The organism is Streptococcus sp. CCUG 71758 (assembly GCF_011714815.1).
Lineage (GTDB): Bacteria > Bacillota > Bacilli > Lactobacillales > Streptococcaceae > Streptococcus > Streptococcus halitosis.
Genome location: NZ_RXXO01000001.1, coordinates 1 through 24,611, shown reverse-complemented (window position 1 = coordinate 24,611; position 24,611 = coordinate 1). Strand labels below are relative to the sequence as shown.

Sequence of the window (24,611 nt, the reverse complement as noted above, 5' to 3'; positions counted from 1 at the left end):
TCTAATGATAATGCCCATGCTTCTGCTCTAATTCTCTCACCCTCCGCTTATGTTGCGCATGATTGCTTTGACTGCTATCCACTTCAATAGTGATATTCTGCACGCCTCTTTCTTCTAAAAATTGACGCACCACTTCTTTGGTCTCCATCATCTGTTCCCAATCCCAGATACAAATGTGGACAAGGGCATTGTTCTCCAGACCGTCCATGGACCAAATGCTAAGTTGATTGACACTTTTGACATTTGGTAGAGCCTCTAAATCCTTCTCCAAATCACTTGTCTCAACCCCTTCTGGCACAGCATCTAGGAAAATTTTCAGCGTGCTCCAAAAGCGAGGAATGGCTTTCGACAGAATAAAGATGGAAATAACTAGAGACAAAAGCGGATCGAGGATATACCAATCTGTATACCGAAGGATAATCGCCATTAGAATGACAGCCAACCAACCAAGGGTGTCTTCCAAAAAATGCAAGCTAAGAATTGACTCGTTCTTTGTCTTTCCTTTACGGACTACTAGACTAGCTAGCACATTAATGGCCACTGCAATGATTCCCAGCCAGAGGATCCCTTCCTCATTAACGGGTTGTGGGTGAACGATCTTTGTGACATTTTCCAAAATCACTAGGACAGACCCTATCATAAGAATCACAGCAGTTAGCATAGCCCCTAAAAGGCTGAAACGCTTGTAACCCAAGGTGTACTGCCCATCTTCTTCTCGGTTTGAGATTGTTTCTAAAAGGGCTGATATGCCAATGGCTATAGCATCTCCTAAGTCATGAACAGAATCAGCAAGAACAGCACTCGAACCAAAGATTCCTCCTGCGATAAACTCAACAATAGCATAGCTTAAATTTAAGAAAAAAGCTAACCAGATTGATGTTTTAGAACTCATTTCTCTCCCTCCTTTGGTATAATGGGTATATACATACTTCTTTCATTTGTATTATCTAATAAAATCCAAAGAAAGGATAGAAGCAAACTGTCAGCCATGTTCAGTTCTGAACAGTTTGTCTCAAGTGTCTATATGCTAAAAAGAGACCGTCGAGTCAACAAGACTAAAAAAGCCATCTATCAAGCTTTTTTACAACTTTTGAACGACAAAGGCTATGATGCCACTACTGTCCAGGATATCATTGACCTCGCAGATGTTGGACGTTCTACTTTTTACTGTCATTACGAGAGTAAGGAACTGCTTTTAGATGAACTCTGTCGCTACCTCTTTCATCATCTCTTTGAAAGGGAAGGACACTTTACTACCGAGGACTACCTCGCTCATATCTTTTTACATTTTCAAAAAAATCAGGACCACGTCACCAGTCTCCTTTTTTCCAAAAACGACTACTTCCTCCGCCAACTACACAAGGAGCTCGAACACCATGTTTACCCCATGGTGGCGGATGACTTGCAAGAAGCCTATCCGAACATACCGGCTTCCTACCTCCAGCATTTTGTTGTGACGAACTTTATCGAAACTCTAACTTGGTGGCTAAAAAAAGGAAAATCATATACCGAAGACCAAGTGGTGAGATTTTACCTTGATGTAATAGGGATGACCTCTACAACTCCACTTGATAACTAAGCCTGAAACTCAGAAAGGAACAAACTATGTTAACTTCGATGATTCTAGGAATACTAACAATTGTACTAGCTCTCGCCTTCTCATTGCTTCACCTTGCTGCTGCTTTTTCAGCCATGAAACAAAAGAACTACAGTCTGGGAAACATGTGCATCTTGGTCGGCAGTTGCCTCACATCTCTGGCTCTAGCCATCTTTTACTTCGTTCCAGTTGCAACCATTCTACTATGGATTGTGGGTTCGAGTATCGTCTGCTATGGTGCCTACTGGAACGGGCAACAGCAAGAAAGTCAACATATATCGCACCACATCATTCGTATAACGAGCGCTATCGTTATTACCGTGTTACTCATTTTGCTCTAACACAAAAAAGGATCTTCTGATCCTTTTTTACTTTTTAAGCGCTTTTTGCTGCCTTGCTCCACTGGTACCAACCAACTAGACTGTTAATGAGATAAATCAGGTATTTCCCTTGGATTTGCAGGCTTTCTCCCCACCAGAGATAGATTGAAAAGACATTAGTAGCCGCCCAGAATATCCACTGTTCACGGTAAACAGCTGTCATGAGGATTTGCCCTACACCATTGGTCGCATCAGTGATAGAATCACGATAGGGACGATTAGCTCCGATAGACTGATAAATAAACCCAAAGGCCAACCACCAAAGAACACTAATAGAAAGATACTTTGTCCAACCCTTGCCGTCTAGTTTACGTGCGACAAACTCTTGTTGTTCTTTCTTAAACTGGGCTTGATAAATCCAAACCAAGAGACCAATTGGCTGCATAATTGTAAAATAGAGAGTTGTTAAAACCTCACCATAGAAGCCTTTTTGAAGGGCAAGCACCAGATAAATGATGGAATTAATTAAACCAAATAGGTAGTTACTAGCACGACCTTCAGCTTCTCAAAGAGCAGAAAAAAGGTTAGTAAGGCTTGAGAGATGAATCATTTTAAAGGCAAACAATTCCAACAAGACGTCATCATTGTCGCTGTTGGTTATTACCTACGTTACAATCTGAGCTATCGTGAAGTTCAGGAATTGCTTTATGACAGTGGAATAAATGTTTGCCACACTACGATTTATCGGTGGGTTCAAGAATACAGTAAAATCCTCTATCATCTCTGGAAAAAGAAAAATAAACAGTCCTTCTATTCGTGGAAAATGGATGAAACCTATATCAAAATTAAGGGGCGTTGGCATTATCTCTATCGAGCGATTGATGCGGACGGTTTAACATTGGATATCTGGTTACGAAAGAAACGTCGAGCAGACGATAACAGCTATAAGTTAGAAGATACCGCCTATCAAGAAGATAAAGCACGCAAAGCAGAAACCGAAGATAAGCTAGCTATTGAAGCAATGAAAAGCAAGTACACCACGCTATTGCTAGAAAATATGTTGCTAAGTCCGTTTGAAATGCAAGATACAAAAATCATGGCAAGATTGCAAGTCCATGTTTACCCCCTCTATGACGAACTGAAAGAATTAAGAGGGCTAAATAGTGTTAAAGACCACTTGTCTTATGTTGCCAGCAGACGTGAAGAATATTCTAAGCATAATATCGCACGCTACCTCAAAAAGCCATTGAACAATATCTACCAACGGTTAAAAGGCAGGACTTAAACCATGAGTGAAGACTTAAAAACGATCAAAGAGCTGGCGGATGAGTTGAGTGTTACAAAACAAAATATTCAATATCACTACCAAAGGTTACCAAAAGAATTACAGCTTAAAAGTTCCAATGGGTCTAATCTAATAAATTCTAAAGCAGAAAAAATAATTTTAGGTAAAGTAGAAAGTAGTAGCAAATCAAATACCAAAGACCAACAAATAAGTAGCAAAGACCAACAAATAGAAAAACTAACTAATTTGTTAGACCAGTAACAACGATTAGCCTTGCAAGATAAAAAGTTGCTAGAAGAATACAAGGCGGAAAATGATAACTTAAAAGCCCTCAAAATGCCCTCACAGGAAACAGAATTCAAACACTTAGACAATCAATATAAAGATGAAGTGAACGCTCTTAAAGAGAAGTTGGAAAATTTGCAGGAACAAATCAAAGATCAAAAAAGGATAGAAGAACAAGAAAAACCAATAAAATGGTGGGGACTATGGCGAAAATAGATGATTCAGTTAAAAAGAAAGTTCCAGAATTGCGATTTAAAGGATTCACGGATGAATGGGAACAGCGTAAGTTGGGAGACGAAGTTCGAATAGTGATGGGACAGTCTCCTAATTCAGAAAATTATACTGATGATCCTAATGGGCGCTAAAAATGCGAAGACCTATGAAGACCTATTTTGTATTAGTCAAACAAAAAATCCAAAAGAAATGGTATATGATTATGACCATGAAACAAAGTAAAATCAAACCGAGTGATCTGAGGAAGCACCCGATGATCATGAAACGTTATTAAACACAAAAGTCACCCATGTGAGTTCTTGCCAGAAGCTGAAGTTAATCCTTCAACCTGGAAAACCCGCAGAGGTGACTTTTTCTATACATCTCGATTTTTCTGGCAATAATCATTAACCGATAAATATGTCTGTGAATCACCCAGCGACTCCGCTATGTCCATAATCCGCGGTGGTAGTAATCCCACTCGCTGGACAAGTTCGTGATTGCTGAACAATTCCCGTGGACTGCCGGCGAAGCCAAACTTCCCGTGTTCCATAACATACACCGACTCAAACTCGGCGGCGACCCAATCCATGTCATGGGTGATGGTCACAACTTGGTGGCCCGAATCAGCCAACTGATGGAAAATTGCGGTCAACTTGCGCCGGCTTTCCCAATCAAGCGACATCATCGGCTCATCAAATAAATAAATCGCCGGATCCACTGCCAAAACTGTGGCAACGCTCAACAGCTTGCGTTCCGACAATGACAGGTCATATGGACTTTCAGCTGTTTTATCATCCAAGCCAACTCTTTTTAGAGCCGCTAAAGCCCGCCTCGTAATCGTGTCGTGGTCATCCATGACCTGCGCGACATTCCACTCCACCTCTCGTTGAACGGTCGGGTTGAAAAGCTGATCGTCAGGATTCTGAAAAGTAATCCCAACCTTCAGTAACTTTTCGACTGGTTTAAGATCATTAAAATTTTCTCCATCGATCTTAATCACACCGGTTTGTGGTGTCAGCAAGCCCGTCAACAATTTGAAGAGCGTTGATTTGCCGGCACCATTTTGGCCGACAATCGCCACCATCGGATCGGCGAAGTGTTTGTCTTCAACATCCAAGCTAAAGGACCGTTCCGGATAAGTGAACGTCAGGTGGCTCAGTTCAATTGTGGACATAACGAACCTCCTTCAGATCAGCGTAATTCACCGGATACCGGCCATCAGCCAAGTGCCAATCCATTTTTTGAGCAAGTTGCTGGATTGTCGGGGCTGGAATCTGCCAGTCAGCTGCCAAATGATTAAACACCTCACCCGGCCTGCCCTGGGCTACCATTTGACCCTCGTGCAGCACCCACACAACGTCGGCGACTTCGCACAAATCGTCAATTTCACTGGTGACAATGAAGACAGTCGTCTCTTTGACTTGGGCCAGCCATTGGAAAAATTGCCGGCGGCCAAGGGGATCCATCTCACTGGTCGGATCATCCATAATCAAAACAGCCGGATTAGCCACAATCGCCGTGGCAATTGCTAACCGCTGGATCTGACCACCGGAAAGGCTCTCGGGACGCAAATTCAGCTGTTCAATCAGCCCCATTTGCGTGGCAACTTCTTCAACCCGTTTTTGAATCAGTCCTTCAGCCATTCCCTGATTAATCAAGTCAAAGGCGATTTCATCGGCAACCGTGTCTGCCAACCCGCTTAGTTGGCCAGCTGGATTTTGCAGTACAACTCCATTCATGGCATTATAAACGGGCCAATTGTCAGACACTCGCTGGCCAAACATGTGCCAATCGCCCTCAATCTCAGCAGACACAATTTTGGGAATGACCCCTGCCAGCACACGGCACAAAGTCGATTTGCCGGAGTGGCTATTCCCGATAATCCCAACCACCTGGCCGGTATGAACCTCCGCGTTAATCTGACGCAGTTGTGGTTGCTCAGTACCCGGATAACGGGTGGTCAAATTTTCAATTACAATCCGTTTATCTTCGTCCATATCTTCCACCCAATCAATAAAATTGCCAATCCAGTCAGACCAATGTGCAGCGTCCGCGACAAGCGATACACGCGCTGGGAGGTTCTGACAGTCCGGTTGAGATTATCAAAACCTCTCAGTTGGAGAGAAATCGACCGCGTCATCGATTGATCCAAGGTCTTAATCACCAATGGAATTAGAACCGGCAGGACTGACTTTAATTTCTGAATCAACGTTTTTTGCGGATTGGTTCCGCGAACTTTTTGTGCCTGCTGGATTTTCCGCATATTGCGCACCATTTCCGGCAAAATATAACACACCGACATCAGAACGTAGACGGTTTTATAAGACAATCCGGACAGTTCCAAATAGGCCGCGTTTTCTGAAATACTCGTGGTCACCATAAAAAAGCCACTGGTCAAAATAATCACCAATACTCGACAACCCAGAGTGGTGGCGTAAATCAGGCCTTCTTTGTAGAACGACGCCCCAAGCACAGAAAACAGAACAGTTTGATTCCGACTGTAAAATAACCCTTGGATGATCAGCATGGTGCAAATCAGAAACAGGCTGAATCCCAGCGCCTTAAAGGTGGTAGAACTCAATTTGGAAAATAACAATAGCAGTGTTGCGACAAGAATTAATCCGGCCTGAAGCAATAAATTCATACTGGCAAAGCTCAACAACGTCATGTCCAAGATGAACAAGAGCTTAGTAATCGGATCGATCACCTGGTACCACTTGAGCTTTACCCGTGGCGCTCCAGAAATCAATGTTTTATCAGTCATCATTTATCATCGCTAAAGAAGTGCACCATCCGCTTCGGCAGCTGACGATAGATGAAGAATGCCAGGTAGGCCACGCAGACTTTATCCAAAATATCCAAGACAAACTCATCGGTAAATGAGGCCAGCCACACTGGTGCATGATTGGCGACCATTACCGCAAACAATGAGTCACCCCAAGCGATACCGGTCTGACCACCCCAAAAGATGACGTTGAGTGGCGTTGAAATGACAGCTGAAACGATGGCAATAATAATAGCAGAAACAAATACTCGTCGCGCTGACGAGAACCACCCATTGGCGTGCAAAACTCCGACAGCAATCCCAATTCCGATGCTGGTAATCGCATACACGGTTGAAATTGGCGATAAGGTCAGCCCATATATCACGTTGTTGATGAAACCACTAATGGCACCGGCAACCGGCCCAGCCAACATGCTGGTAAGAAAGGTTCCCAAAGACCCCAGCCAAACGGGCAACTTTAACCCCTCCGCCAAGGCTTTGGCAACATAGTTAATCCCCACGGCAGCGGGAATCAAAGTCATGGTGGCAGCACTTAACTTAAATTTCCACATACTGGTACGATGAATCGGTTCTGTTTTCATAATCTTCTCCTTTTGTTTTTAAAGAGCCGTGTCTGGATAGACTTTCGGACGCAACGCTCTATTATATATCTACTGAACTGTCTATACACAAGATTTCCATCCTTAGTCGACATGAGCTGAAAATCCTCATTTGTTAAGTAGTTCACAACACATTATACACCTATTACCTGAATAGTCAAGTGTATTTACAGTAAAACTTTAGAAAATCCTGAAAATTTCCTCTTATTTTCCATTTAAAAATGAAAATCATTAATTCTGATACCAAAAAAGCCCAGACAAGATTGTCTGAGCATTCTTCTGTATGGGTATTTAAAGAAGTTGAGTTTGACATTTTCAATCTATTTCTTCAACAAGCCTTGTTCTTGTAGAAACTCCTTGGCTACTTGTTCTGCTGACTTGCCTTCAACACCGACTTGATAGTTGAGCTGGCTCATCTGGCTTTCAGTAATTTTACCAGCTAGTTTATTGAGAACTGTCTCCAACTCAGGATGTTTCTTGAGAAGAGCTTCTTTCATCAGAGGAGCCCCTTGATAAGGTGGGAAGAGTTGCTTGTCATCTTCCAAGACCTGTAAATCATAACGCGCCAACTCTGCATCGGTAGAATAGGCATCCGTAATTTGAATATCGCCTGACTGAATTGCCTGGTAGCGAAGGGCTGGCTCCATGGTTGCTACGTTGAGATTGAGTCCGTAGAGAGACTGCAAGCCCTTATTGCCATCTTCACGGTCATTAAACTCAAGAGTAAAGCCTGCTTTCAACTGTCCTTCCACTTTTTTCAAGTCCGAAATGGTCTTCAAACCATATTCTTGAGCAATCTTTTTCGGAACAGCTACAGCATAGGTATTTTGATAAGACATTGGTTTGAGATAAGCTAGATGATCCTGTTTGGCAATACCATCACGCGCTACCTGATAAACCTGCTCTGGCTCATGACCCACTTGAGGTGAGGGTTGAAGCAAACTTTCAGTCACTGTACCAGTAAATTCAGGATAGATATCAATATCCCCTTTTTTCAGAGCTTCATAGAGGAAGCTTGTTTTCCCAAAATTCGGTTTAACAGTCGCAGTCATACTGGTATTTTCTTCAATCAGCAACTTATACATATTAGCCAAAATTTCTGGTTCAGGCCCCAATTTCCCAGCAATCACCAAGTTTTCTTTCTCTTTTTGAGCTAGTAAGGCTGGACTATAAGACAGACCCAGCAATATGGTCACCAAGGCAAAACCAGAGAAAATCGTCCGCAATTTTGCTTTTTCCATCACTTTTAGCAGGAAGTTAAAGGCAATGGCAAGCACTGCAGAAGAAAGGGCCCCAATCAAAATCAGACTAGTATTATTGCGGTCAATTCCCAAAAGGATAAAGGAACCCAGTCCGCCAGCCCCAATCAAGGCTGCCAAGGTCGCCGTACCGATAACCAAGACCGCTGCCGTCCGAATCCCAGACATTATGACAGGCATGGCAAGTGGAATTTCAAATTTCTTGAGACGCTCCCATCTGGTCATCCCAAAGGCAATCCCAGCCTCTTGCAGACTTGGATCAATTCCCTTTAACCCCGTGATGGTATTTTGCAAAATCGGGAAAATCGCATAAATCACTAGTGCTGTCAAAGCAGGCAAGGTTCCAATTCCCATCAAGGGAATAAAGAGTCCTAACAAGGCCAGAGACGGAATGGTCTGGAAAATCCCTGCAATCTGCAAGACCCAGTCCGCCAACTTCTCATGATAGCGAAGATAAACAGCCAAAGGAATCGCTATAAAAATAGCTAGTAATAAAGTCAAAAGCGACAACTGCAAATGTTGAGATAGAGCTGTTACCCAGTCACCAAAACGATCCTGAAAAGTTGATATCAAATTAGTCATGAACACTACCTCCAAACAAGTCTGCTACAAAGTCCGTTGCAGGGGCCTTTAAAATGGTCTCGGGATTCGCCACCTGACGAATCTCTCCATCCTGCAAGACAGCAATACGGTCACCTAATTTCAAAGCTTCATCCGTATCATGGGTCACAAAAATCGTTGTCATCCCAAATTCTTTATGCAATTCTTTCGTCAGAACCTGTAGCTGTTTTCTCGAAATAGCATCCAAGGCTGAAAAAGGCTCATCCATGAGGAGAATCTTAGGCTGACCAATCATGGCACGAACAATACCAACCCGTTGCTGTTCTCCACCAGATAATTCGCTTGGAAGTCGATGCCCATACTCAGCTACTGGCAAGCCAACCTTAGCCAAAAGCTCTTCTGTTTTCTGAGCAATTTCTTCCTTAGTCCAGCCCTTCATCTCAGGAATGAGGGCGATATTTTCCGCAACCGTTAGATTGGGAAACAGAGCAATGGCCTGTAAAACATAACCAGTAGAAAGACGAAGTTCACGCTCATCATAGTCTTTGATGCGCTTGCCATCCATATAAATATTTCCATCAGTTGGTTCCAAGAGACGATTAATCATCTTGATCATGGTCGTCTTACCGGACCCAGAAGGCCCAACTAAAACCATGAACTCTCCATTCTCAATTCGTAAATTAACATCTCTCAAAACATCTTTTTCTGTATAGCGTAGCGCCACATTTTTGTATTCAATCATTCTTTGTCCTCAATTTAAAATTTTCCTCGGTTGGTCAAGTTACCAAACTTTTAATAACTAATTTACCCCATTCTAAACCTCATTTTCCTTCTCTTTCAGATTAGCCAAAATTCTTTCTTGAAAAGCTTCAAACTGACGAATCTCTTCCTCTGAAAATCCTTTGTAACAGATAGTATCCAATCTTTGACTGACACGTTGCCCAACTTCTTTCTGAGACTTGCCCAACTCTGTTAAAACTAAATACTTCTTACGCTTATCTTCTCCACACGGACTGACAGTTATAAGATTTTGCTCCTCTAACTTTTTTATCATAGTCGTCAACGTATTATTAGCAAGCCCAGTCGCAAGCGCAATATCTGTCGCAGTTGCACAGCCCGTCTTACTATTCCATAAAACCGCTAAAATCTTTCCCTGCTCACTCCGATAAAGAGAGTCAGGGTCTTGTCTCAGTAACTTTTGAAAAATCCGCCCATTCAACAAACGAATATGATGGGCTACCAAATGACAATATTTCATGAAACCTCCAATTTATTTCTATATCGATACGAATAAAAAACATTATAATACTTATTATTCCAATTGTCAACTATTTCGATTTAGAACTAATTTTTCTCAGTAAAAAATCTCCTACTCAAGGTAGAAGATTTCAATCTTATAAACTTAATCCGTCATGTCTGATACCAAAGTTCGACGCTCCAATGGAATACTGCACATAACTAACAAGAAAATGAAGCCTGACTGAATCCAGAAAAGGGCCAAGTCAAAGATTCCATGCACAGCAACCACTGTAAGGAAAGATAGATAAAGACCGATAATTGGACGTTTCCCCGACTCCTGACTCATATCCATCATCAAACGAACAGGAGCAACAGAAGACAAAGCTAATAAAATGGTTCCCACAATTCCGTAACTCAGAATCGTATCAATATAAAGGCTGTGAGCATGTTCATGATAAGGAGCATTTATCCGAGGATAAGAGTGCATGTAAGTCAATGGCCCCTCCCCCCAAAAAGGATTTTGCTTAAACAAGGCCATCCCAGCATCCCAGATAGAAATGCGTTCTTCCATAGAGGAATCTAAAGTCCCCATCCGAACTCCCAAATCACTAGAAAAAAGGAAACTCAAGCCAATCGCAAAGACCCCGATACTAAGCCAAAAGGCCTTCCAGTTTTTAATGGTTGTAAAGAGATAAATGATGGCTCCAGCGATAATAGCAGGAAAGGCAGTTCGATTTTGCGTAAAGTTCAATCCAAAGAGATTAACAAAGCCTGCAATCACACAGAATACCTTCAACCAATTCAACTTGGTCGTTGTAAAGAGATAGAAGGCAATCATGATACAGAAACAACAAATAATTCCATAGTAATTAGGATTAAAAAAGGTCACTTCTGCCCGATTCTGATGCCATACCTGCATATTGGGCGAAAGAAAGGCATAGTTAAATTTCTTTACAATTTGGAAATGCTCCAAAGTAGCAAAAGCCGCAGAGAGCACACTACCAAACAAGATTGTCTGCAGTATCAGTCGAAAGAAAGCATGTGTCAGACGTTTCTGGTAGAAACTAAAGAAAATGAGGAAGAGAAACATCAGTAAAGATGCAACCAATCCAAGCCAATTCTTAGCGACGATAGAGATGATACTACTGTAGGCAATAAAAAAGAGAAGTACAGGATGTTTGGCCAATCCTTTGATAATTCCCTTCATCTCCCCAGTAACAAGTAAACCTATCAAATATAAAGCAAAGAGCCCTAAGAATAAATAAAAAGGTAAAAAGATACTTATGATCATCAAATATAAAAAGAAATCTTTTTTCGAAAGCCCTCTTATCTTATCCAGTAATCCAATTGATTTCAAAACGGATCCTTTCTGTTCTGGATTTCTCCAGAAGATAAATGCTAAACTATCTTTATATTCTACCATTTTTTCCGTCATTTGGGAACAATGAACACGTTTTCACCACAAAAAATTCTATCATCAATATAGCACTAGAACTGAATTTTTCTGCCGTTTTCCACTACTTGATAGGTCTGACTTTGCAAATCAATTTCTGCTACTGCTGTTACGGACTTGTCTTTATTTTGACGTTTGATTACAATGCTGTGAGCTGTTGGTGTTTCAATGTCAATAGTCCCTTCTAGGTCAAAGGCCTCTGATTGATTACGGAAAGAAAATAGATTGAGAAGAGACTTCACCACAGGACGTTGAACTTCTTCTGCTATTTCCTCCTTGCTATAGTAATGGCGATTAATATTTCGACCTTCTTTGGTTTCTTCTAACAATTTCAAGTCATTTTTTCCTGCTAATAGACCCACATAGTAAACCTGAGGAATGCCTGGAGCAAAAGCTTGAATCAAACGAGAGAGGAAATACTTGACATCATCATCTCCAAGCGCAGAATAGTAGGTTGAATTGATTTGGTAGATATCTAGATTGTTATACTCTGCACTAGAGTACTTACGTTTGACATTCGCTCCAACCTTATAGAGCTCATTTGAAGCATAGTCAATTTCCTCATCGGTCAGGATATCCTTGACATCTACCACTCCAATCCCATCATGGGTATCTAGTGTCGTAAATTGCTTCATCGGGCTCATCTTTAACCACTTAGCCAAACGCTCTGTTCTGGAACTGTAAAGAGTATATAGGGTCACCATTGGAAGGGCAAAATCGTAAACATAGTAATCATGGTCCGCTATTTTAAACTGAATCGAATAGTGTTCATGAATCTCAGGTAAGAGCTCTGTCCCATACTCAGCAGCGATATCTCGAACTTTGTCCAATAAATTCCAAATATCTGGTTCCACAAAGAAATCATTGGTATCCAATTTCTTCACTGCATAAGCAAAGGCATCTAGACGAATCAAATCACACCCATTACTCGCTAGATGTTGAATCGTCTTACGGATAAATGCCATCGTTACTTCTTTGGTCACATCAAGATCAATCTGCTCCTCACCAAAGGTATTCCACAAATGTTCTACTGAACCGTCTGCAAATACAATCTCTTGCTTTGGTGCACGATCCTTACGCTTGTAGATTAAATCTACATCAGCCTGTGTCGGACGATTTTCCGGCCAAAACTTATCCCAGTTTAAAAAGAGATCTTTAAATTCACTAGCTTCATGTTTTTCTTGATAGTCCTTATAATATTTCGATTGACGAGAAATATGGTTAATCATAAAGTCAAACATAAGATAATATTTCTCACCTAAACGCTTAACATCCTCCCAATCACCAAACGCTGGATCCACTTCATCATAGTAAACTGGTGCAAATCCACGATCACCTGTTGACGGGAAAAATGGTAGAAGGTGAACTCCTCCAATAGCATCGCCAAAATGCTCTTCCAAATTCTCATATAAGTCTTTAAGATTATTTCCAAGACTATCTGAATAAGTAATCAACATAGTTTTATTTTGAATGATCATAGATGTTCTCCTTTTTCTGATGAAAGCCAAGTCTTATATGACCTGGCTTCGTAAATGAAAGATATTTTTAGATTTTTGTTCACATTGAACTCGTACTAATATAGACTGTGACAAACTAAGTACTACTTTATTTTTCTCTTGAATTGTCAATAAGCTGAACTGTTCCTTTGTATCTTAATTGAACACGCCCTAAGCTCTGTGTGAAAAAGATGAATCTTCCAAGAAGCCAAGGCTTCTTATTCAGATTCCCTATTTTCACTGTGAGCTTTTAACGGGCTTTGTATCTTGTTACTTCACTGCCCCGTTGCTCATTCCTGAAATGATATGTTTTTGGAAGATGAGATAGACAATGGTTATCGTTACAATTCCCACAATATAAGATGCAAAGCTTGGGCCATAGTCATTGAAGTACTGACCTTGGTAGTTGTACTGGAAGAGTGGCAAAGTCCACAACTTGGAATCCTTATTCAGAATCAAGAGTGGCAACATAAAGTCATTCCAGAACCAGAGGGCATTGATAATCAAAGTTGTCGCATGCATGGGCTTCAACATTGGAAAAATGATTCGACGATAAATTGTAAAACGATCAGCCCCATCAATTTCTGCAGCTTCATCTAAACTATCTGGTACACTGATTTTTATATAACCAACATACAAGAAGAGAGTCTGTGGAATTGCATAAGTTAGATAGAGTATTACCAACCCCCACATATTTGCTAGACCGAGTTTACTCATCATAACTGTGATGGGAATCATAATCACCTGAAACGGAACAAATATCCCTAAAATCAAGAGCGAATACATAATTGCAAAGGCTTTTTTCTTGGACATATTTCGCGCAATGGAGTAAGCTGCAGCTGGTATAAAGAAAGCCACTACAATCAATGATAACACCGTAATAACAGCTGAATTCCAGAAATAGCCTCCAATTCCATCCGAAATCAATCGTTCATAATTACTCAACGTAAAAGGATTGGGCAAACTAAAGAAATGATTCATGATATCCTTAGTTGTCTTGAAAGAACTAAATACCGTTACCAACAAAGGAACAAGTATAAGAATACCACCGACTATCAAGAGGACATATTTCCAAAACTGATTCAATTTTTCTTCTTTTTTCATGTGTAGGACTCCTCTATTAGATTTCAAATTTCTTTGATAGCTTGATTTGGATAATAGAAACAATTCCAATAATTAAGAATAAAATCAAGGCAATTGCATTCGCATATCCATATTGGTTACTCTTGAAGGCATAGTTATAGACTAAAAGTCCAAGAGACGTTGTAGCATTATTTGGACCACCACTCGTCAAGGCAAAAATTTGGTCAAAGGCAGTCAAACCGGACTTAAGAGCCAGAATAAAAACCATAGAAATCGTTGGCAGTAAATAGGGCAATTCAATCTTCCAAAAAGTTTGTTTACTGGTTGCACCATCAATTGATGCTGCCTCTAAAATATCAGTTGGAATACTCTGAAGACCAGCAAGAAAGAGAATGATTGGCATAGCTACTCCTTGCCATAGAAGAACAAAAATAGTTGCCACTACCGCTCCGACTGGTGTCCCCAATAGACTCTCTTGTAAAAAGCTAATTCCTAAAATTTTTCCAATCGTTGGAAGCCCATAGTTGAAGAATTGTTTAAAAATCAAGGAAACTGTCAAACCAGATAAAACAGCCGGGAAAAAGAACCAAGCTCTAAAGAAGGTCTGTCCTTTCATCTTAGAATTCAAGGCTCGTGCCACAACCATCCCAATCGTAATCTCTCCAATAATCAATGCCAGAGTTAAAATCAAAGTAAAAGCTATGGCTGTGAAGAATTTCCCATCAATCATCAGCAATTTGTAGTTATTCAAACCAACAAATTTATAATTATAGGTCAATCCAGTCCAGTTAGTCAAACTATAGAAAGCACCTTGTACCATTGGAAAGTAAAAGAAGATAGCTTGTAATGCAAGCGGGATGAGCAAAAAAGTCCAACCCCAGTATTTATTTAAAAATTTTCGAATAGCCATATCATCTTAACTCCTATTCTAGTCCAAATCTGCCTTCATTGGATTAAAGAAAGCATTGAGATTGTTTGCCATATTTTTCAGATTTTTATCCATCAGGTAACCTGCACTTAGATTAAAAAAGTCTTCTTCAGAATTCCAGCGTTGGCCCAACCAAACATAATGTTTGTCCGTAAATGCCAGTTTAGAAATAGCTGCAAGCGCTGAATCTTCTTTTTCCTGTATGCCTTTTACCGCAACAGGTGATCCATCTACATCATAGTATGACTGCATAGCTTTTGGACTAGTCATATAGCTGATAAATTCTTCGGTTTCCTTAGGGTGTTTGGTAGTAGCTGAAGTTGATAATGCCATATCCCCTGCACCAACAGTGACTTCTTTTCCTACTTCTTCTCCAGGAAAGGCAAACATCCCCACCTCAAATTTTGGATCCTGTTGATTAATTGCGGCTAATGCCCATGATCCTTGTGGCATCATCAAGGCTTTTTCACTCGAAAATGCTACCACCGCATCATTATAAGAGGCACCACGCCAACCATCTTGAGCATTATCTGCTAATAAATCGAGTCGTTCTGCATCTGCTTTTAAAATAGCATCATCTGCAGAGATTGCGTTTGGTTTTGAAAAGCGAAGGTAGTTATTAGCCGCGTCTCCACTACCTGTAAGAGTAATGAGAGAAAGTTGGTGGTAACCATTTAGTGTCCAGCCTTCATTGCCTGCAACTGCGAACGGAGAATGCCCACTATCTTTTATCTTTTTAACAATCTCTTGAAACTCTTTAAAAGTCTTCGGTTCCTCAAGTCCTAATTCTTTAAACTTTGTTTTATTGTAATAAATTCCATAAAGGTTAGCCGTTAAAGGCACACTATAAACCTTGTTATTGATTGCATACTTTTCGGCATAGTCATTCTTGATGTTCTCAAGATAGGATTTTCCTGTCATATCTGCAAAATAACCTGCTTTTGCCCACTCCTGAAAATCCATATTTTGAGGATAGATATTAATAATATCTGGAACATCTCCTGATAAAATCCGAGTCTTCAGAACAATTCCAGCTGCCGGAACAGTCGTCAACTTCACATCAATATTAGGGTGTTCCTTCTCAAAATCATCCACTATCCTTTGCAAGGTATCTGCCATCTCGGTCTTCTGGTTAAAAAACTCAATCGTTACCTTGCCATCAGTTGATTGATTATTCTGACCACAAGCCACTAGACCTAGTAAACTTACCCCAGCTACTAAAAGAAAACTTGCTTTCTTATACCATTTCATTGGAATGCCTCCTTAATAAATTTATACGCTTTTAGTATAGTCTTTTGAATTTATACTGTCTACTCAAAAAATCTCCTTGGGATAAGGTAACAGTTAAACCTGCATACATGAGCTCTGCACCCGAATAAACAATGTTTGTCCCTTCCAGCTCATAAAGTCCTTCTTCCTCTAAGCCTTTTAGTTTTAAGGTTGTTTCCATCATTTCCACAACTGATAAGACTCGGACATAGGTTACAATCGTTTGATCTTCATAGTTAAATTGAACTGCTGCTTCATTGGATTCAGCATCGGGATTGATTAACCTATACTGATTTCCCAACTGGACTACTGGCCTTAATTCTTTATACAAGTTCACCTGATTAGCAATCTCAGCTTTCTCCTCATCTGATAAACTTGTCAAATCAAGTTCATAACCCAGATTCCCCATCATGGCTACATGACCGCGAGTTTCCAATGATGTCATTCGTCTCATCTGATGATTCGGTACAGCTGACACATGAGCTCCCATAGAAATGGTTGGATAGAGATAAGATGATCCATACTGTATAGGTAAACGTGCTATGGCATCAGTATTATCACTAGCCCAGACTTGTGGGAAATAGCGCATCATACCAAGATCATTTCGTCCACCACCACCAGAGCAGGACTCAAAGAGAATATGACTGTGTTTCTCTGTCAGATAAGAAACGAGTTCGTAAAGCCCCAACATATACTGATGAGACTGCATCTGGGTTTCCAGATAAACTGAACCATTCCCAAGATTAGTAATATTGCGGTTCATATCCCATTTGATGTAGTCAATTTTATGATGAGAGATAAGTTCATCTAAAATATTTTTCAAATATTCTACTACCTGAGGATTGGCAAGATTAAGTACTAATTGATTTCGAGAGTAAGTATGCTCATATCCTGGAACCTGAATAGCCCAGTCAGGATGTTTACGATACAAGTCGCTATCAACGGAAATCATCTCCGGTTCTAACCAAAGCCCAAACTGCAAACCTCTTTCATGGATCGCTGAAATCAGACTTTCTAGACTTCCACCCAGTTTTTTCTCATTCACAACCCAATCACCTAAAGCACGATTATCATCAAAGCGATTACCAAACCACCCATCATCTAATACAAAAAGTTCAATACCAACTTTCTTAGCCTCATCTGCCAACTCTAACAGTTTTTCTCTCTGAAAGTCAAAGTAGGTAGCTTCCCAGTTATTGATTAGAATTGGACGCTCTTTTTTAGAAAATTTACTTGGCATAATGTGCTTAAGTACAAAATTCTGACTTTCATGACTAATACCAGTTAATCCCTTATCTGAATAAGTCACTAAAGCTACCGGTGTTTCAAAGTCTTCCTCAGGATCTAACTTCCAAGAAAAGTTTTCTGGATTAATGCCAATAGCCACTCGAACTTCATTCAGTTGATTCTTTTGGACAAAAGCTTCGAAGTTTCCACTATACAGTAGTTGCAGAGCAAACACATTCCCAGCATCCTCTGTAACTCCTTGATCACATAATAGAAGAGCTGGTGTTTGAGCATGCCCAGAAGCTCCACGGTTCGAACTAATCGAAAAGATTCCTTGCTCTACCTGTTGACGTCGAACAGTCTTTTCACGAGCATAAGCTCCCTGTAAAGTCACTATTTCGTAAGCTGCAGCAGGAAAATCAGCCATAAAAGAAAAGTCCTTATGAATGACAACTTCCTGATTACTATTATTCTCCAATTTGCTGTAACTAGCAATTGTCGCATCATTATCAAAAGCAGTATAATACAAAGTCAGACTAAGTTTAGCTTGAGGATCTTTTAAAATCAAGACAAGCGTCTCTGTATCATCCATGCTGTGAGGAGAAGGTAAGCCCTGTGGACCATTCTGACCTTTTAAAATCTTTGCTTCTACAAATCGAAAGTCTGTTACTTCAGTTGCATCATGTTGAACCTGTAAAGTTGGTTTTCTAAAGTCACCCAAACCATGTTGCCCAAAAATTTGACGTTGCGTATCCAAACTAAAGGTTCGATTAGTAGCTGTTGGATTACCAGAAAAAGCATGATCGCGTTCATAAACACTATTAGAACCTCCATAGTTCTTAATAGTCTTTCCTAAATGTTTTAATAATAAGAACCCATCCCTATTTTCAATAATCAAACTTAAACCTTTACTCTCAACGTAAAATAGATTATTCTCTATTCGAACTCCCATAAATTGTACCTCATCCATTTCTTGATAAAATTTTATCACATAAAAGCGCTTTCTAAAATAGAGAAATGTATACAAAGTATGGTAAAATGTTAGGTAGGAGGTGGCCCATGCTCGTTTTTTCAGAATACCAGACTGGAACAATTGATCTTTCTCTTAGCTTCTACGGTTATGAAGAATGCACGCCTAACTACTCTTTTGGCCCAGCCATTCGAGATACCTATGTACTCCATTACATTACTAAAGGAAAAGGGCTGTTCCATTATAAGGGGAAAATTGTTGATTTAAAGGCAGGAGATTTCTTTTTACTAAGACCAGATGAATTAACATTCTATCAAGCAGATAGCCAGGATCCTTGGGCTTACTACTGGTTGGGGATTTCCGGAGGGAGGGCACCTGACTACTTTGCTCTATCTCAAATTTCTGACCAATCCTATCTAATCCAATCTGAAACTTGTCATACCCAGACAACTGCAAAACTCATCTCAGATATTGTCCGCTTCGCTCAGGCAACAAAATCAAATGAATTGGCTCAACTCCACATCATGGGACAACTCCATGAACTAATGTTTCATCTCGGAACGATTGCTCCAAATCAGAAAAAAGAGAATATTTCATCAACCCACCAGCTCTATCTTGACTGCAAACAATTAATTGATAGTCACTATCCACGATCGCTCACCATTCAAGATTTAGCTAAAGAGCTATCGGTTCATAGAAGTTACTTAACTAGTGTGTTTAAAGAATTTCACCAACTCTCTCCAAAAGAGTATTTACTTTTCGTTCGAATGAAGCGTGCGCAACAGTTACTAGAACACACAAATGAAACGATCAAAGTCATTGCGTATTCTGTGGGTTTTTCAGATCCATTACATTTCTCAAAAGCCTACAAGCAGTTTTTTCATAAAACACCTAGTCAAACTCGAAAAGAATACTCTCACTCCCTCTTAGCTAGAAAGGAAAATCAATGAAATCACACCAACTAGTCTACCAAATATTAGCTAGAGAAAACGATTATGTTAGCGGAGAAAAAATCGGAGAAGAACTGAATTTAAGCCGCACGTCCATATGGAAAGCAATCCAACGTCTTCAACAAGAAGGCCTAGAAATTGACAGTATCAAAAATAGAGGCTACAAGCTTATTCAAGGCGATCTGATATTACCTGATTTGATTCAAGAGAAAACCAACTTAATCGTTCACTACAAACCTGAGACCAAATCAACCCAAACAGATGCAAAAGAAGGAATTGAAGCTGGAAACAAAGGAAATACACTCTATCTTTCAACCTGTCAAACAGCAGGTCGTGGCCGCTTTCAGCGCCCCTACTATTCTCCATCTCAGGGTGGAATCTATATGTCCCTGCATATTCAACCCAATCTTCCCTATGAAAAACTCCCTTCCTATACTCTCCTTGTAGCTGCTGCGGTCTACAAAGCCATTAAAAACCTAACTATGATAGAAGTAGATATCAAATGGGTAAATGACATCTACTTTAAAAATAAAAAGATAGCAGGTATCCTCACCGAAGCAATGACATCAGTTGAGACAGGCTTGGTTACAGATATCATTATCGGACTTGGTATAAATTTTTCTATAGAAGACTTTCCAGAAGAACTAAAAGAAAAAGCTGGAAGTCTCTTTACACCACCAGCTCCTATCACACGAAACGAACTAATCTCAGAAATTTGGCGTTGTTTCTACCAAACAGCACCCGAAGAACTACTCTATCTTTATAAAGAACACTCTCTTGTTCTAGGAAGAGAGGTCAGTTTTATCCAAGATCAGACTGAAAAAAAAGGAGTCGCCAAGGACATCTCCGACAAAGGACAACTCTTTATCCAGCTTGATGATCAGACAGAAATCTGGCTCCATAGTGGTGAAATCTCACTCACTAGCTGGACTTAATAGCAGCACTATATGGTATCTAGAACCTCAACTAGCAACATATAGTGCTTTTTGAATGTAGAAAGCAACTGATATATAAATAGCTGGCTTCCCATCAACACTTTACAGGTGAACAGCTTTCGAGGCATTCTTTTTATATGCCGTGCTATGTGCCAATGAAACCCCATTGTGGTGATTTTCGTATCCAAGTATAATTCCTGGCAACGCAAAAACTTTAACAGCATACAAAAGTAGCCAAAACATAAATACTTCAGCTTTTATATTCACCAAATTTTTACTCAACATCTCGTACAAGAACCATGCATTTAAAGCCATATTGAAGAGACTTGCCAACGTTGCTAAGACTATATTGGTTTTCAATTTTGGATGATAATATTTAGCCACATATAAGGCCAATAATGAAATATTATAAAGGCAAATCGGTTGATAATTTTCTCTATAAATAACCAGCGTCTTACGATTATAGAACAGGAAACCATGAGGTCCACGATGATATTCATTGATCCAGACATGGCTAAGACCTCTAATCTCATCCCAAGCTACAAATAAATCAATTTTTCTTAGATAAATCCCTTTTTTATAAATCGAACATTTCCATTTAAACAAGAAAGATAGAAGAAAAGTAAGGAGTAAAACCGCAACTGTAACAATCTTCAACTCCCCTTGCCCGATAATCAAGGATAGGTTAAAAAAGCGAATTTGCGCTTTTTTTGCATCTAAGATCATTGAAATCACAGTTAGAAATACTACAAAGATAAATAGTATAAATCTATAAAAAATACTATGAAATTTTACTCCATTTTCCATCTCGATTATCCCCCAGCCACTTAAAGTCCCTAACCTTAGTATACCACTAAATCTAGTCTATTTATGATTTTTTCTAATATGAAAGTTACTGAAACAGCATTAGATAATAGAGCTCAATAATATTTGTAGTAGGTAAATCCACTATGGAGATTATGTAGCCTAGAAAAAAAGTCCCAATGACCTATAATGAAAAGCGACTAAACAACTCATTAGAAAGATTCATATGGAACAATTACATTTTATCACAAAACTACTCGATATCAAAGACCCTAATATCCAAATTATGGATGTTGTTAATAAAGATACCCACAAGGAAATCATCGCTAAACTCGACTACGACGCTCCATCTTGTCCTGATTGCGGAAATCAAATGAAGAAATATGACTTTCAAAAATCATCTAAAATTCCTTACCTCGAAACAACTGGTATGCCTACCAGAATTCTCCTTAGAAAACGCCGTTTCAAGTGCTATCAGTGCTCGAAAATGATGGTCTCTGAGACTTCTCTCGTCAAGAAAAATCATCAAATCCCTCGTATCATCAACCCGAAAATTGCTCAAAAGTTGATTGAAAAGACTTCTATGACCGACATTGCCCGCCAGCTTGCCATTTCAACTTCAACCGTCATTCGAAAGCTCAATGACTTCCGTTTTAAACATGATTTTTCTCGTCTTCCCGAGATTATGTCTTGGGATGAGTATGCCTTCACTAAGGGAAAGATGAGCTTTATTGCTCAGGATTTTGAAAAGCTCAATATCATCACTGTCCTTGAAGGCAGGACACAAACTATCATCCGAAATTACTTTCTGCGCTACGAGCGAGCTGTTCGTTGTCAGGTGAAAATCATTACGATGGATATGTCTAGTCCCTACTATGGACTTGTCTAAACAGCTTCGCTTTCGAATTTCTAGGCTCAGGCTGAAACAGTCTCCCAGATTGTTTCACTCCCAAACGCTAAAATAGTTCTAGATCGTTTTTATATTGTCCAACATCTCAGCCGTGCTATGAGTCGTGTCCGTGTTCAAATCATGAACCAATTCGATCGAAAATCCCATGAATACAAGGCCATCAAACGCTACTGGAAGCTTATACAGCAGGATAGTCGTAAACTGAGCGATAAGCGATTTTATCGCCCTACTTTTCGTATTCATCTAACCAACAAAGAGATTCTAGACAAGCTTTTGAGCTATTCAGAAGACTTGAGACACCACTATAAAGCTCTATCAGCTCTTGCTTTTTCACTTTCAGAACAAGGAGCCTGAGAAATTTTTGGACTTATAGAGGAGAAACTAAAGCAGATTCATCCTCTTTTTCAGACGGTCTTTAAAACCTTCCTCAGGGACAAAGAAAAAATTGTCAACGCTCTTTAGTTACCTTATTCCAACGCCAAATTAGAAGCAACCAATAATCTCATTAAACTTATCAAGCGCAACGCCTTTAGTTTTCGGAACTTTGAAAACTTCAAAAAACGAATTTTTATCGCCCTAAATATCAAAAAAGAAAGGACGAAATTTGTCCTTTCTAGATCTTAGCTGACTTCAACCCACTACAGTTAACAAAGAGCAAAAAAAAGAGCCTAGCAGCTCTTAACGTACGGAGAATGGGGGATTCGAACCCCCGCGCCGGTTACCCGACCTAACGATTTAGCAAACCGTCCTCTTCAGCCTCTTGAGTAATTCTCCTATTAATGGGCACGAGTGGACTCGAACCACCGACCTCACGCTTATCAGGCGTGCGCTCTAACCACCTGAGCTACGCGCCCAAGTTTAAAAACTTGGTATGAACTTTCGTTCAAAGCGGGTGACGAGAATCGAACTCGCGACAACAGCTTGGAAGGCTGTAGTTTTACCACTAAACTACACCCGCTTAATAAAATAAGATATGGCGCGAGACGGAATCGAACCGCCGACACATGGAGCTTCAATCCATTGCTCTACCAACTGAGCTACCGAGCCAAATTGCGGGAGCAGGATTTGAACCTACGACCTTCGGGTTATGAGCCCGACGAGCTACCGAGCTGCTCCATCCCGCGTTAATATAAAAGGAGGATGTGGGATTCGAACCCACGCACGCTTTTACACGCCTGACGGTTTTCAAGACCGTTCCCTTCAGCCGGACTTGGGTAATCCTCCATTATTTACAATGGACCTTGTAGGACTTGAACCTACGACCACTCGGTTATGAGCCGAGAGCTCTAACCAGCTGAGCTAAAGGTCCAACAAGATCAATATAGCGGCGAAGGGGATCGAACCCCCGACCTCCCGGGTATGAACCGGACGCTCTAGCCAGCTGAGCTACACCGCCATCAATCGGGAAGACAGGATTCGAACCTGCGACACCTTGGTCCCAAACCAAGTACTCTACCAAGCTGAGCTACTTCCCGCGTTAAATAAAAAAATGCACCCTAGAGGAGTCGAACCTCTAACCGCCTGATTCGTAGTCAGGTACTCTATCCAGTTGAGCTAAGGGTGCTCATCATTATATGCCGAGGACCGGAATCGAACCGGTACGATCGTTACCAATCGCAGGATTTTAAGTCCTGTGCGTCTGCCAGTTCCGCCACCCCGGCCTCTCTAAGCGAACGACGGGATTCGAACCCGCGACCCCCACCTTGGCAAGGTGGTGTTCTACCACTGAACTACGTTCGCATCGACCTCTTATTCTATATAAAAAAATGCCGGCTACATGACTTGAACACGCGACCCTCTGATTACAAATCAGATGCTCTACCAACTGAGCTAAGCCGGCTACTTTCTATTATGCGGGTTAAGGGACTTGAACCCCCACGCCGTTAAGCGCCAGATCCTAAATCTGGTGCGTCTGCCAATTCCGCCAAACCCGCAAATATGACCCGTACTGGGCTCGAACCAGTGACCCATTGATTAAAAGTCAATTGCTCTACCAACTGAGCTAACGAGTCTAAAATAACTTCCGTTACCTTAAACGGTCCCGACGGGAATCGAACCCGCGATCTTCGCCGTGACAGGGCGACGTGATAACCGCTACACTACGGGACCTATATGGGAGTTAACGGGATCGAACCGCTGACCCTCTGCTTGTAAGGCAGATGCTCTCCCAGCTGAGCTAAACTCCCAAAGGGTGGAGTCTAGCTCAGCCAACGGTAAGAAACTTCGTTTCTCTCATCCGCCGATTGTAATTTCGATTTCCTCTCAATTACAACTAAGCTAAACTCCCTCGAGCTAAGCGACTTCCATATCTCACAGGGGGCAACCCCCAACTACTTCCGGCGTTCTAGGGCTTAACTGCTGTGTTCGGCATGGGTACAGGTGTATCTCCTAGGCTATCGTCACTTAACTCTGAGTAATACCTACTCAAAATTGAATATCT

The 24,611-nt window shown here is 40.7% G+C and carries 23 protein-coding genes, 17 tRNA genes, 1 rRNA gene and 3 pseudogenes; 10 read left to right on the top strand and 34 right to left on the bottom strand.

Annotation, left to right across the window (positions count from 1 at the left end):
• Position 1: 1 nt before the first annotated feature.
• Entirely contained in the window at positions 2-892 is an 891-nt protein-coding gene (locus tag EKB01_RS00215; RefSeq protein ID WP_167265199.1) for a cation diffusion facilitator family transporter, read from the bottom strand.
• Between the two features lie 132 nt (positions 893-1,024).
• On the opposite strand from EKB01_RS00215, the gene EKB01_RS00210 reads away from it, so the two are divergent.
• Complete coding sequence (locus EKB01_RS00210; RefSeq protein ID WP_167265687.1) at positions 1,025-1,579, top strand: TetR/AcrR family transcriptional regulator; 555 nt, start codon at positions 1,025-1,027, stop codon at positions 1,577-1,579.
• A gap of 26 nt (positions 1,580-1,605) precedes the next feature.
• The gene (locus EKB01_RS00205; protein WP_167265197.1) at positions 1,606-1,938 is read left to right on the top strand and encodes a glucuronide permease; all 333 of its coding nucleotides are present in this window, start codon (positions 1,606-1,608) and stop codon (positions 1,936-1,938) included.
• A 34-nt stretch (positions 1,939-1,972) separates the two neighbouring features.
• On the opposite strand, the pseudogene pnuC reads toward EKB01_RS00205, so the two are convergent.
• Positions 1,973-2,479 (bottom strand): annotated as a pseudogene (pnuC, locus tag EKB01_RS00200) (nicotinamide riboside transporter PnuC); the annotation flags it as partial.
• A 39-nt stretch (positions 2,480-2,518) separates the two neighbouring features.
• Between pnuC and EKB01_RS09280 the strand changes: the two are divergent.
• The 5 genes and pseudogenes from EKB01_RS09280 to EKB01_RS00180 all read left to right on the top strand — a co-directional run.
• A pseudogene (locus EKB01_RS09280) lies at positions 2,519-2,842 on the top strand (IS6 family transposase); the annotation flags it as partial.
• Positions 2,816-3,202 (top strand): DNA replication protein, encoded by a 387-nt coding sequence (locus EKB01_RS00195; protein ID WP_243830646.1) that lies wholly within the window; start codon positions 2,816-2,818, stop codon positions 3,200-3,202. The pseudogene EKB01_RS09280 and the gene EKB01_RS00195, both read left to right, overlap by 27 nt.
• Before the next feature lie 3 nt (positions 3,203-3,205).
• A complete protein-coding gene (locus EKB01_RS00190; RefSeq protein WP_001287840.1) occupies positions 3,206-3,463 on the top strand; it encodes a plasmid replication protein in 258 nt (85 codons plus the stop codon).
• A gap of 12 nt (positions 3,464-3,475) precedes the next feature.
• Positions 3,476-3,703, top strand: coding sequence for a hypothetical protein (locus EKB01_RS00185; protein ID WP_001152920.1), 228 nt, complete (start codon positions 3,476-3,478; stop codon positions 3,701-3,703).
• The gene (locus tag EKB01_RS00180) at positions 3,691-3,852 is read left to right on the top strand and encodes a hypothetical protein (protein WP_001062367.1); all 162 of its coding nucleotides are present in this window, start codon (positions 3,691-3,693) and stop codon (positions 3,850-3,852) included. The genes EKB01_RS00185 and EKB01_RS00180 overlap by 13 nt, the downstream gene beginning before the upstream one ends.
• Positions 3,853-4,076: 224 nt before the next feature.
• On the opposite strand, the gene EKB01_RS00175 is transcribed toward EKB01_RS00180, so the two are convergent.
• The 13 genes from EKB01_RS00175 to EKB01_RS00115 all read right to left on the bottom strand — a co-directional run bounded on the left by EKB01_RS00175 (position 4,077) and on the right by EKB01_RS00115 (position 18,554).
• The gene (locus EKB01_RS00175) at positions 4,077-4,877 is read right to left on the bottom strand and encodes an ABC transporter ATP-binding protein (protein ID WP_000103848.1); all 801 of its coding nucleotides are present in this window, start codon (positions 4,875-4,877) and stop codon (positions 4,077-4,079) included.
• Positions 4,864-5,700, bottom strand: a complete 837-nt coding sequence (locus tag EKB01_RS00170) for an ABC transporter ATP-binding protein (protein WP_000343048.1) — start codon at positions 5,698-5,700, stop codon at positions 4,864-4,866. Before EKB01_RS00170 ends, EKB01_RS00175 begins: the two co-directional genes overlap by 14 nt.
• Positions 5,676-6,467, bottom strand: coding sequence for an energy-coupling factor transporter transmembrane component T (locus EKB01_RS00165; protein WP_208288041.1), 792 nt, complete (start codon positions 6,465-6,467; stop codon positions 5,676-5,678). The genes EKB01_RS00170 and EKB01_RS00165 overlap by 25 nt, the downstream gene beginning before the upstream one ends.
• The gene (locus EKB01_RS00160) at positions 6,467-7,069 is read right to left on the bottom strand and encodes a hypothetical protein (RefSeq protein WP_000846130.1); all 603 of its coding nucleotides are present in this window, start codon (positions 7,067-7,069) and stop codon (positions 6,467-6,469) included. The genes EKB01_RS00165 and EKB01_RS00160 overlap by 1 nt, the downstream gene beginning before the upstream one ends.
• A 338-nt stretch (positions 7,070-7,407) precedes the next feature.
• Positions 7,408-8,928, bottom strand: coding sequence for an ABC transporter permease/substrate-binding protein (locus EKB01_RS00155; protein ID WP_167265192.1), 1,521 nt, complete (start codon positions 8,926-8,928; stop codon positions 7,408-7,410).
• Positions 8,921-9,649 (bottom strand): ABC transporter ATP-binding protein, encoded by a 729-nt coding sequence (locus EKB01_RS00150; RefSeq protein ID WP_084945018.1) that lies wholly within the window; start codon positions 9,647-9,649, stop codon positions 8,921-8,923. Before EKB01_RS00150 ends, EKB01_RS00155 begins: the two co-directional genes overlap by 8 nt.
• A 72-nt stretch (positions 9,650-9,721) precedes the next feature.
• Positions 9,722-10,165 (bottom strand): MarR family transcriptional regulator, encoded by a 444-nt coding sequence (locus EKB01_RS00145; RefSeq protein ID WP_000872568.1) that lies wholly within the window; start codon positions 10,163-10,165, stop codon positions 9,722-9,724.
• Between the two features lie 144 nt (positions 10,166-10,309).
• Positions 10,310-11,503: an O-antigen ligase gene (locus EKB01_RS00140; RefSeq protein ID WP_008293041.1), complete on the bottom strand. Its 1,194-nt coding sequence runs from the start codon at positions 11,501-11,503 to the stop codon at positions 10,310-10,312.
• A gap of 131 nt (positions 11,504-11,634) precedes the next feature.
• On the bottom strand, positions 11,635-13,077 hold the full coding sequence (gtfA, locus tag EKB01_RS00135; RefSeq protein ID WP_167265190.1) for a sucrose phosphorylase: 1,443 nt from the start codon (positions 13,075-13,077) through the stop codon (positions 11,635-11,637).
• A gap of 288 nt (positions 13,078-13,365) precedes the next feature.
• Positions 13,366-14,199: a carbohydrate ABC transporter permease gene (locus EKB01_RS00130; protein WP_167265188.1), complete on the bottom strand. Its 834-nt coding sequence runs from the start codon at positions 14,197-14,199 to the stop codon at positions 13,366-13,368.
• Positions 14,200-14,215: 16 nt separating this feature from the next.
• Positions 14,216-15,088: a sugar ABC transporter permease gene (locus tag EKB01_RS00125; protein WP_167265186.1), complete on the bottom strand. Its 873-nt coding sequence runs from the start codon at positions 15,086-15,088 to the stop codon at positions 14,216-14,218.
• Positions 15,089-15,106: 18 nt separating this feature from the next.
• Entirely contained in the window at positions 15,107-16,357 is a 1,251-nt protein-coding gene (locus EKB01_RS00120) for an extracellular solute-binding protein (RefSeq protein ID WP_167265184.1), read from the bottom strand.
• Between the two features lie 31 nt (positions 16,358-16,388).
• Positions 16,389-18,554 (bottom strand): alpha-galactosidase, encoded by a 2,166-nt coding sequence (locus EKB01_RS00115; RefSeq protein ID WP_167265182.1) that lies wholly within the window; start codon positions 18,552-18,554, stop codon positions 16,389-16,391.
• A gap of 107 nt (positions 18,555-18,661) precedes the next feature.
• On the opposite strand from EKB01_RS00115, the gene EKB01_RS00110 reads away from it, so the two are divergent.
• Together EKB01_RS00110 and birA are read left to right on the top strand one after the other, a co-directional pair.
• Positions 18,662-19,522, top strand: coding sequence for an AraC family transcriptional regulator (locus tag EKB01_RS00110; protein WP_167265180.1), 861 nt, complete (start codon positions 18,662-18,664; stop codon positions 19,520-19,522).
• Complete coding sequence (birA, locus tag EKB01_RS00105) at positions 19,519-20,457, top strand: bifunctional biotin--[acetyl-CoA-carboxylase] ligase/biotin operon repressor BirA (protein WP_167265178.1); 939 nt, start codon at positions 19,519-19,521, stop codon at positions 20,455-20,457. Before EKB01_RS00110 ends, birA begins: the two co-directional genes overlap by 4 nt.
• Before the next feature lie 102 nt (positions 20,458-20,559).
• On the opposite strand, the gene EKB01_RS00100 is transcribed toward birA, so the two are convergent.
• Entirely contained in the window at positions 20,560-21,264 is a 705-nt protein-coding gene (locus EKB01_RS00100) for a hypothetical protein (protein ID WP_167265176.1), read from the bottom strand.
• Between the two features lie 223 nt (positions 21,265-21,487).
• Between EKB01_RS00100 and EKB01_RS00095 the strand changes: the two are divergent.
• Positions 21,488-22,795, top strand: a pseudogene (locus EKB01_RS00095) (transposase).
• A 62-nt stretch (positions 22,796-22,857) separates the two neighbouring features.
• On the opposite strand, the gene EKB01_RS00090 reads toward EKB01_RS00095, so the two are convergent.
• The 18 genes from EKB01_RS00090 to rrf form a co-directional block, all read right to left on the bottom strand.
• Positions 22,858-22,945: transfer RNA gene (locus EKB01_RS00090), tRNA-Ser, on the bottom strand.
• Positions 22,946-22,951: 6 nt separating this feature from the next.
• Positions 22,952-23,025 (bottom strand) — tRNA-Ile (locus EKB01_RS00085).
• 33 nt (positions 23,026-23,058) lie between these two features.
• A tRNA-Gly gene (locus EKB01_RS00080) sits at positions 23,059-23,129 on the bottom strand.
• A 16-nt stretch (positions 23,130-23,145) separates the two neighbouring features.
• A tRNA-Phe gene (locus EKB01_RS00075) sits at positions 23,146-23,218 on the bottom strand.
• A gap of 3 nt (positions 23,219-23,221) precedes the next feature.
• Positions 23,222-23,295: transfer RNA gene (locus tag EKB01_RS00070), tRNA-Met, on the bottom strand.
• Positions 23,296-23,305: 10 nt separating this feature from the next.
• Positions 23,306-23,395: transfer RNA gene (locus tag EKB01_RS00065), tRNA-Ser, on the bottom strand.
• Positions 23,396-23,406: 11 nt separating this feature from the next.
• A tRNA-Ile gene (locus EKB01_RS00060) sits at positions 23,407-23,480 on the bottom strand.
• Positions 23,481-23,493: 13 nt separating this feature from the next.
• A tRNA-Met gene (locus tag EKB01_RS00055) sits at positions 23,494-23,567 on the bottom strand.
• 5 nt (positions 23,568-23,572) lie between these two features.
• A tRNA-Pro gene (locus EKB01_RS00050) sits at positions 23,573-23,646 on the bottom strand.
• A gap of 15 nt (positions 23,647-23,661) precedes the next feature.
• Positions 23,662-23,735 (bottom strand) — tRNA-Arg (locus EKB01_RS00045).
• An 11-nt stretch (positions 23,736-23,746) separates the two neighbouring features.
• A tRNA-Leu gene (locus EKB01_RS00040) sits at positions 23,747-23,832 on the bottom strand.
• Between the two features lie 7 nt (positions 23,833-23,839).
• Positions 23,840-23,911: transfer RNA gene (locus EKB01_RS00035), tRNA-Gly, on the bottom strand.
• A 27-nt stretch (positions 23,912-23,938) separates the two neighbouring features.
• Positions 23,939-24,011: transfer RNA gene (locus EKB01_RS00030), tRNA-Thr, on the bottom strand.
• A gap of 12 nt (positions 24,012-24,023) precedes the next feature.
• Positions 24,024-24,105: transfer RNA gene (locus EKB01_RS00025), tRNA-Leu, on the bottom strand.
• A 5-nt stretch (positions 24,106-24,110) separates the two neighbouring features.
• Positions 24,111-24,183 (bottom strand) — tRNA-Lys (locus EKB01_RS00020).
• Positions 24,184-24,207: 24 nt separating this feature from the next.
• Positions 24,208-24,280, bottom strand: a tRNA-Asp gene (locus EKB01_RS00015).
• A gap of 4 nt (positions 24,281-24,284) precedes the next feature.
• Positions 24,285-24,357: transfer RNA gene (locus EKB01_RS00010), tRNA-Val, on the bottom strand.
• A gap of 105 nt (positions 24,358-24,462) precedes the next feature.
• Positions 24,463-24,578 (bottom strand): 5S ribosomal RNA (rrf, locus tag EKB01_RS00005).
• Positions 24,579-24,611 lie beyond the last annotated feature (33 nt).

What these genes read in the sequence shown, in the direction of transcription:
- EKB01_RS00180 (WP_001062367.1), top strand. Translation starts at nt 3,691, where the DNA reads ATGGCGAAAATAGATGATTCAGTTAAAAAGAAAGTTCCAGAATTGCGA.
- EKB01_RS00100 (WP_167265176.1), bottom strand. Translation starts at nt 21,264, where the DNA reads ATGGAAAATGGAGTAAAATTTCATAGTATTTTTTATAGATTTATACTA.
- EKB01_RS00115 (WP_167265182.1), bottom strand. Translation starts at nt 18,554, where the DNA reads ATGGGAGTTCGAATAGAGAATAATCTATTTTACGTTGAGAGTAAAGGT.
- EKB01_RS00145 (WP_000872568.1), bottom strand. Translation starts at nt 10,165, where the DNA reads ATGAAATATTGTCATTTGGTAGCCCATCATATTCGTTTGTTGAATGGG.
- EKB01_RS00215 (WP_167265199.1), bottom strand. Translation starts at nt 892, where the DNA reads ATGAGTTCTAAAACATCAATCTGGTTAGCTTTTTTCTTAAATTTAAGC.
- EKB01_RS00170 (WP_000343048.1), bottom strand. Translation starts at nt 5,700, where the DNA reads ATGGACGAAGATAAACGGATTGTAATTGAAAATTTGACCACCCGTTAT.
- EKB01_RS00130 (WP_167265188.1), bottom strand. Translation starts at nt 14,199, where the DNA reads ATGAAAAAAGAAGAAAAATTGAATCAGTTTTGGAAATATGTCCTCTTG.
- birA (WP_167265178.1), top strand. Translation starts at nt 19,519, where the DNA reads ATGAAATCACACCAACTAGTCTACCAAATATTAGCTAGAGAAAACGAT.
- EKB01_RS00165 (WP_208288041.1), bottom strand. Translation starts at nt 6,467, where the DNA reads ATGACTGATAAAACATTGATTTCTGGAGCGCCACGGGTAAAGCTCAAG.
- EKB01_RS00155 (WP_167265192.1), bottom strand. Translation starts at nt 8,928, where the DNA reads ATGACTAATTTGATATCAACTTTTCAGGATCGTTTTGGTGACTGGGTA.
- EKB01_RS00120 (WP_167265184.1), bottom strand. Translation starts at nt 16,357, where the DNA reads ATGAAATGGTATAAGAAAGCAAGTTTTCTTTTAGTAGCTGGGGTAAGT.
- EKB01_RS00205 (WP_167265197.1), top strand. Translation starts at nt 1,606, where the DNA reads ATGTTAACTTCGATGATTCTAGGAATACTAACAATTGTACTAGCTCTC.
- EKB01_RS00110 (WP_167265180.1), top strand. Translation starts at nt 18,662, where the DNA reads ATGCTCGTTTTTTCAGAATACCAGACTGGAACAATTGATCTTTCTCTT.
- gtfA (WP_167265190.1), bottom strand. Translation starts at nt 13,077, where the DNA reads ATGATCATTCAAAATAAAACTATGTTGATTACTTATTCAGATAGTCTT.
- EKB01_RS00175 (WP_000103848.1), bottom strand. Translation starts at nt 4,877, where the DNA reads ATGTCCACAATTGAACTGAGCCACCTGACGTTCACTTATCCGGAACGG.
- EKB01_RS00160 (WP_000846130.1), bottom strand. Translation starts at nt 7,069, where the DNA reads ATGAAAACAGAACCGATTCATCGTACCAGTATGTGGAAATTTAAGTTA.
- EKB01_RS00150 (WP_084945018.1), bottom strand. Translation starts at nt 9,649, where the DNA reads ATGATTGAATACAAAAATGTGGCGCTACGCTATACAGAAAAAGATGTT.
- EKB01_RS00210 (WP_167265687.1), top strand. Translation starts at nt 1,025, where the DNA reads ATGCTAAAAAGAGACCGTCGAGTCAACAAGACTAAAAAAGCCATCTAT.
- EKB01_RS00125 (WP_167265186.1), bottom strand. Translation starts at nt 15,088, where the DNA reads ATGGCTATTCGAAAATTTTTAAATAAATACTGGGGTTGGACTTTTTTG.
- EKB01_RS00190 (WP_001287840.1), top strand. Translation starts at nt 3,206, where the DNA reads ATGAGTGAAGACTTAAAAACGATCAAAGAGCTGGCGGATGAGTTGAGT.